Genomic DNA, 6,452 nt, shown 5'->3' on the forward strand with positions numbered 1-6,452 from the left:
CCGATGAATCTTTTGCTGCTAATATCTATCTGGCTGCAACAATAATCAATTTGCGTTAATTGTCAACACGCCCTAATCTATATATGGATTTTTGATGTTTATAGGCTGATTTAAATAAGTTTTAAGAATTAATAATCTGTGTGATCCACTGCATACCTTGTTCTGCAGTGCTGGCAAGGCTGATGCCTGATTTGCTATGGCTAAAATGTGAATCACGTAAATTAATCCGAATCACATTTGGACTAAATTGTTCACTAAAATGTCTTACCGTTGGAATGGCAGTACCTGCACCGATTTCAATCACGACAGGATTTTTGTGCTTTAACCATGCTTGCATAGCGTGTTGCTGTTGCTTTTGTCGGGTATTTAACCAATTCCAATCACCAAACATTAAAATATTCGGACGAGCCAAAGCTCCACAACGTTGGCAAGTTGGTAGATCACCTTGCCAATGGCATCGTTCAGTATCAATATTGGGTTCTAAATCTTTTGCAGACCAAATCTCATTTTTACAGTTATTTAAACATTGTAAATGATGAATTGAACCATGACACTCATAGATTTTATCTGCATCAAATCGAGCTTTCTGAAATTGTCCATCTACATTTGATGTAAACACAAAATAGTCTAAATCAAGCTGCTGAGCCATATTTAATATCAGCTCAAAACCTTGATGTGGGTCAATTTTACGATATAAATCCAAACGATGACCATAAAAACCCCAAGCCAAATGTGGCTCTAGTTCAAATGCAGCAGGATTCGCGATTTGGGTAAAGTCTAATTGCTTTTTACCCAAAGCAGGATAGGCTTGCCACATACCCTGATTACCACGAAAATCAGGTAAGCCCGAATCCACGCCCATCCCAGCACCAGCACAAATCAATAAGCCATCGGCGTCTTGTAGTAAGCGTTTAATTTTCAAAGCTGTATTGTTATCGATTGTAGATTTTTGCATTGTTGCCTTTTCCAAATACTTAATCATGCCAAAATATCAAAACTAAACCATACTTGCAATGCGTAAACGATAGACAAAAAAATACGCCACTCGGAAGTAGCGTATTTATCACAGTGCAATCACAGATTAAGCATTGCCTGTTTCTTGTGCTATACGAGCCATGTTTGCTTCGAACTCAGCATCGAAGTTGATTGGGCTCAATAACAATTGTGGGAAGCTACCTTTAGTGACAAACTCATTCACAGCTTCACGCAAGAATGGGAATAAAATACTTGGGCAGTAAGCACCCAATAAATAAGGTAGGCGATCTTCTTCAACGCTATCTACCAAGAAGATACCAGCTTGAGTTACATCGACGATAAACGCAGTGTCACCAGCATTTTTTGCAGTAACAACAACTTTGATTGCGACTTCAAAGTGTGTCGGATCAAGCTGTTCTGCAGTTGATTTTAAGTTAATGTCTAATTCTGGATCCCATTGTTGGGTAAACACTTCTGCGCCTGGAATTTCAAAAGAAGCATCTTTTAAATATAGACGTTCTAAGGCAAATTGACCTTGTGGGGCATTCTCTTGTTCGCTCATGGTTATATCCTATCAAGCAGTTTAAGTAAATCCCGAGATTAACGATATGTTGCTAAACATCGGTATGTGAAAATAGTGTATCAAGCAGAAAGTAATTTATCGAGCTCGCCGGTGCGTGCCAAAGCGTGCAAATCGTCACTGCCACCGATAAATTGATCATTAACGAAAACATATGGCACAGTACGCTGACCAGTGCGTGCGGTCAATTCTGCACGCACTGAACTGTCTTCAGTAGTCAGATCAGTATCGTCAAATGCAATGCCTTTTTGTTGCAATAGTTGCTTGGCACGAATGCAGTACGGGCAAGTCGGTGTGGTGTATAATTTTACTTTTACAGTCATATTTTGCTCCTTATTTCGCTTTGATTAGCGGTAAGCCTTGGCTTTTCCAATTCAAGATACCACCATCTAGACGATAGCTGTTGGCATGACCTACTTTTTGAATGGCACTACCTGCAACCTGACCCATGTTGCAGATAAAAATCAGTGGGCGTTCAGAAGATTTTAACTCTTCCAAATGTTGATCTAGTTTGCTGTATGGAATATTTTTGCTACCGCTAATATGACCTTGCTTAAAGTCACCTGCGTCACGTAAGTCGATCAGCATTGCATTTTGAGATTTGGTCAAAATACCCAAAGATTGTGGTGAGATTTTTGCACCACTGCGACGACTTTCTAACACGATATATAATACAATCAGTGCTGCTAAAATACCAAATAAGATGGGATGATTTCCCATAAACTCAAACCAACGTTGCACAGTACACCCAAGTCATTTTCAAAAATTAGATTAGTATAAACCGATATATGGTATTCATAAAGTAAAAATCAAGTGAAATCAGCGTAAATTATACTTATTTCACTGGATGTTCCAAAATATTAATGCTATGCGTTTAACTCATTCAGTAAGCGATTCATGCTATCTAAGCGTCTAGATAGGATTTTGCCATCAGCGACTGCTTGACGCAAAGCACAGTCTTTTTCATGTTGATGGGTACAGTTACGGAATTTGCATAAGCCAAAATAGTCTTGCATTTCGCGAAAACCTGCCAAAATTTGCTCACGATCCAAGTGCCACAAACCAAACTCACGAATACCTGGAGAATCAATCAAAGCTCCATTGTCGCCAAATGCCATTAGACGTGTCGAAGTGGTTGTGTGTTGTCCAAGAGCTGAATTTTCGGAAATAATATTAGTACGTTGTTCGGCATCGGGTAATAATGTATTGATAATTGAACTTTTTCCTACACCAGATTGCCCCACAAAGACCACAGTACGATTGTCAATTTTTTCGATCAAAAATTTTGGATGATAAGGACTGTCGTTATTTGCATGGGCTTCACAAATACATGTGTCATAACCCAGTTTTTGATAATCTTCTAATAATTTCAAAGCACTATCATCATCAGCCAATAAATCGGCTTTGTTGAGTACCAATAACGGCTGAATATCAGCACTATGGCATGCGACCAGATAACGATCAATCAGCATTGCCGACGGCTCAGGCATCACCGCAAAGACAATCACAATCAAATCTACATTCGATGCTACAGGTTTAAGCTTATGATAACGATCGGGACGGCTGAGTAAGGACTGACGTGGATGTAGTGCGGTAATAATACCTAAGCCTGTATTGGGATCGGCTTGCCAAGTGACTTTATCGCCTGTGACTAACGCATCTAAATTGGTTCGGGTATGACAACGCCACACTTCACCAACGATAATCTCACGCCAAAACGGTTCTGGCTCACCTTCGATGGCTTGCGGTGCAGTAGGCGGAACTGATGGCAAAGAGCGGACTTCAACTTCTAATTGGCGACCATAATGCTGTACAACCAAGCCTTCCAAATCCAAACTATGATCAAACTCTTGCTGTCGGTTTTGCTGTTGCTTTTCGATACGACGTTGTTGTTGTTCAGTGAGTTTGCGTTTGCGAATAAGAGCCATAGATGAATAGAGAATAAATGTCAGTCGAAAGTGTAAAATAGCATAATCATCGAAAATTTGCTAATATAGCCTGACTTTTATGCAATGATTAAGATTGTATTTTTCGCTTAGCTAAAGATGAGATTTTTTAATGACTGACAATAACCCAAAAACACGCCTGATTTGGATTGATTTAGAAATGACGGGGTTGGATACAGATAATGATAAAATTATCGAAATCGCAACTATCGTCACCGATGTAAATTTAAATATTTTAGCAGAAGGTCCAGTGCTTGCTATCCATCAGCCAGACACGGTATTAAATGCGATGGATGAATGGAATACTCGTCAGCATGGTCAGTCGGGTTTGGTGGAGCGTGTGCGTCGTAGCCAGCTGTCTGTACAAGATGCCGAGCAACAAACTTTACAATTTTTGAAAAAATGGGTAGACGCCAAAGCATCGCCAATGTGTGGTAATTCAATTTGCCAAGATCGTCGTTTTATGCATCGTTTGATGCCAGAATTAGAGCAATTTTTCCATTATCGCAATCTTGATGTGTCATCTATTAAAGAATTGGCAAAAAGATGGCGTCCAGAAATTATGCAAGACTTGAAGAAAGGTGCATCGCATTTGGCAATGGACGATATTCGTGATTCAATCCGTGAATTGAAATACTATCGCGAATATTTTTTCAGAATGCCTGACTAAAAGATATTTTTGTGGCTATTTATATCTGGTGTTAGGTCTTGACTAAAAGGGTAAAATAGATAATTTTGTAAATAATTATCAATAAATACCTGAAAATTGTTAAAAAGCTTGCAATAAATTGATTTTTTGCTAAATTCTCTTTTAGAGAAACTTCTGATTAAAAACTAAACTTACACCAGCAAAGTTTTGATGATGAATGTTTATTTTTGAGTGAATTTTATTTGGCATTTGGTCGTGGTTTGGAAAAGCCACCTTAAATAGTCAGTTTTGGAAATATAGACCAATCGCTTTTACTTGGTCATTTTAAGAGGAACGAAGATGCAAAGTAGCAATCCTATTCTTACTCGTGCAGAGGTCAGCACAAACTATGGTCATCCAATGACTGTAGAAGGTGCTATTCAAAAATCATTATTACTTACTGGTGTTGCTGCTGTAGTCGGTATCGCTGTTTATCTTATTGCACATAGTACCAACAATATGGGATTAGCTACCGCAAGCTGGCTCATCGGTATGATTGGTAGCTTGATCTTAGGCTTGGTCATGACATTCAAAAGCTATCTAGCACCAACGCTTGCAATCCCTTATGCATTATTCGAAGGCGCATTACTTGGTGGTATCACGATGTTTTTTGAGATGCGTTATCCAGGCATCGCAACCAAAGCGTTGTTGGCGACTTTCGTGACTACTGGCGTAATGTTAGGTTTGTATAAAGCAGGCATCATCCGTGCAACAGAGAAGTTTAAAGCAATAGTCATCGGTGCGACATTCGCTATTATGGCAGTATTCTTGATTCAATGGGTGATGGTATTGGCGTTTGGTAGCTCAATCCCTGGCTTATTTGAAGGTGGCATTTTAGGTATTGGTTTTGCGGCTTTTGTTGCGATCATTGCATCTCTAAATCTAATCTTGGATTTTGATTTGATCGAAAATGCTGCAGCACAACGTGCAGAAAAATCATTTGAATGGTTATGCGGTGTGGCATTATTGGCGACTTTGGTTTGGATGTATATTTCATTCTTACGCTTAATCGGTATGTTAAGCGACGACTAATATTTTGTATCGCTCTAACTCAAAACGCCCTAGATGAAAATTTAGGGCGTTTTTTTAGCTAATATTGGCGTTATAATTTTGTTAAAGTCATTTTATGCAATGTGCAAAATGGAAAAAATTTGCCATGATAGGCAATATTTTTAGTGAGATGTAGAAAAATGTCACAAGGTCTATTAACAGGTAAACGCTTTTTGATCGCTGGGATTGCCAGTAAATTATCCATCGCTTATGGTATCGCCCAAGCCTTACACCGTGAAGGTGCAGAACTTGCTTTTACCTATCCAAACGATAAACTAAAAAAGCGTGTGGACGAATTTGCTAGCCAATTTAGCTCAAATCTGGTCTTTGCTTGTGACGTTGCTGATGATGCCCAAATCGAGCAAACTTTTGCTGATTTAAGCCAATATTGGGATGGCTTGGACGGAGTGATTCATTCCATTGGCTTTGCCCCTGCTGAAACCTTGGATGGTGATTTTACCCAAGTTACTAGCCGTGAAGGCTTTAAAATCGCACACGATATCAGTAGCTATAGCTTTATCGCCATGGCTCGAGCGGCGCGTCCATTGTTGGCAGCACGCCAAGGCTGTTTATTAACTTTGACTTATCAAGGTTCAGAACGTGTCTTGCCAAATTATAATGTCATGGGCTTGGCAAAAGCATCTTTGGAAGCAAGTGTACGTTATTTGGCATCAAGCTTGGGTCAGGAAGGCATCCGTGTTAATGGTATTTCCGCAGGTCCAATTCGTACTTTGGCAGCCAGTGGTATCAAATCTTTCCGTAAAATGTTAGATGCCAATGAAAAAACCGCACCGCTCAAACGTAATGTCACCATTGAAGAAGTGGGTAATGCAGCATTATTCTTGTGTTCACCATGGGCATCGGGTATTACAGGTGAGATTCTATATGTTGATGCGGGCTTTAATACGGTAGGTATGAGCCCAGAATTAATGAACGATACGCAAGATTAATTTTATTGTATATGTGATTGTAGGTCGTTATCAGCGATAGCGTAACACGACTATTGTAATCATTATGATTTATCAATGTATATTAAGAAAAAGCCAAGTCTTTAACACATGATTTGGCTTTTCTTTATAAATAGATTTTGGAAAAAACAACATATCAATTAGGGTGTGTTGACATACAAAGAAAATCATTTATTCTGATTATATGAATAGACTAACACTTACTGATGCCCAATGGGCAAAAATAGCACCATATTGTGCAGGCA

Annotated in this window: 8 protein-coding genes; 3 read left to right on the forward strand and 5 right to left on the reverse strand. The window is 39.1% G+C overall.

Features of this window, described 5'->3' with window-relative positions:
• Positions 1 to 121: 121 nt before the first annotated feature.
• From ACEYX7_RS10220 to rsgA, 5 genes are all read right to left on the reverse strand, one after another.
• Entirely contained in the window at positions 122 to 955 is an 834-nt protein-coding gene (locus tag ACEYX7_RS10220) for an SIR2 family NAD-dependent protein deacylase (RefSeq protein ID WP_374805316.1), read from the reverse strand.
• Positions 956 to 1,081: 126 nt separating this feature from the next.
• Positions 1,082 to 1,537, reverse strand: a complete 456-nt coding sequence (gene secB / locus ACEYX7_RS10225) for a protein-export chaperone SecB (protein ID WP_374805317.1) — start codon at positions 1,535 to 1,537, stop codon at positions 1,082 to 1,084.
• Between the two features lie 80 nt (positions 1,538 to 1,617).
• Positions 1,618 to 1,878 carry a glutaredoxin 3 gene (gene grxC, locus ACEYX7_RS10230; protein WP_374807126.1) on the reverse strand — a complete coding sequence of 87 codons (261 nt, stop codon included), beginning with the start codon at positions 1,876 to 1,878 and terminating at the stop codon, positions 1,618 to 1,620.
• 10 nt (positions 1,879 to 1,888) lie between these two features.
• Complete coding sequence (locus tag ACEYX7_RS10235) at positions 1,889 to 2,296, reverse strand: rhodanese-like domain-containing protein (RefSeq protein WP_374805320.1); 408 nt, start codon at positions 2,294 to 2,296, stop codon at positions 1,889 to 1,891.
• 125 nt (positions 2,297 to 2,421) lie between these two features.
• Entirely contained in the window at positions 2,422 to 3,483 is a 1,062-nt protein-coding gene (gene rsgA / locus ACEYX7_RS10240) for a small ribosomal subunit biogenesis GTPase RsgA (protein WP_374805321.1), read from the reverse strand.
• A 130-nt stretch (positions 3,484 to 3,613) separates the two neighbouring features.
• On the opposite strand from rsgA, the gene orn reads away from it, so the two are divergent.
• The 3 genes from orn (at position 3,614) to ACEYX7_RS10255 (ending at position 6,189) form a co-directional block, all read left to right on the forward strand.
• The gene (gene orn, locus ACEYX7_RS10245) at positions 3,614 to 4,171 is read left to right on the forward strand and encodes an oligoribonuclease (RefSeq protein ID WP_374805323.1); all 558 of its coding nucleotides are present in this window, start codon (positions 3,614 to 3,616) and stop codon (positions 4,169 to 4,171) included.
• 318 nt (positions 4,172 to 4,489) lie between these two features.
• On the forward strand, positions 4,490 to 5,221 hold the full coding sequence (locus tag ACEYX7_RS10250) for a Bax inhibitor-1/YccA family protein (protein WP_374900539.1): 732 nt from the start codon (positions 4,490 to 4,492) through the stop codon (positions 5,219 to 5,221).
• A 158-nt stretch (positions 5,222 to 5,379) separates the two neighbouring features.
• Complete coding sequence (locus ACEYX7_RS10255) at positions 5,380 to 6,189, forward strand: enoyl-ACP reductase FabI (protein ID WP_374805327.1); 810 nt, start codon at positions 5,380 to 5,382, stop codon at positions 6,187 to 6,189.
• Positions 6,190 to 6,452: the final 263 nt, after the last annotated feature.

This window comes from Hubeiibacter jixunmingi (assembly GCF_041928215.1).
Taxonomy (GTDB): domain Bacteria; phylum Pseudomonadota; class Gammaproteobacteria; order Pseudomonadales; family Moraxellaceae; genus Acinetobacter.

Coding starts and splice junctions, on each gene's coding strand:
- ACEYX7_RS10220 (WP_374805316.1), bottom strand. CDS start 955: ATGCAAAAATCTACAATCGATAACAATACAGCTTTGAAAATTAAACGC.
- secB (WP_374805317.1), bottom strand. CDS start 1,537: ATGAGCGAACAAGAGAATGCCCCACAAGGTCAATTTGCCTTAGAACGT.
- grxC (WP_374807126.1), bottom strand. CDS start 1,878: ATGACTGTAAAAGTAAAATTATACACCACACCGACTTGCCCGTACTGC.
- rsgA (WP_374805321.1), bottom strand. CDS start 3,483: ATGGCTCTTATTCGCAAACGCAAACTCACTGAACAACAACAACGTCGT.
- orn (WP_374805323.1), top strand. CDS start 3,614: ATGACTGACAATAACCCAAAAACACGCCTGATTTGGATTGATTTAGAA.
- ACEYX7_RS10250 (WP_374900539.1), top strand. CDS start 4,490: ATGCAAAGTAGCAATCCTATTCTTACTCGTGCAGAGGTCAGCACAAAC.
- ACEYX7_RS10255 (WP_374805327.1), top strand. CDS start 5,380: ATGTCACAAGGTCTATTAACAGGTAAACGCTTTTTGATCGCTGGGATT.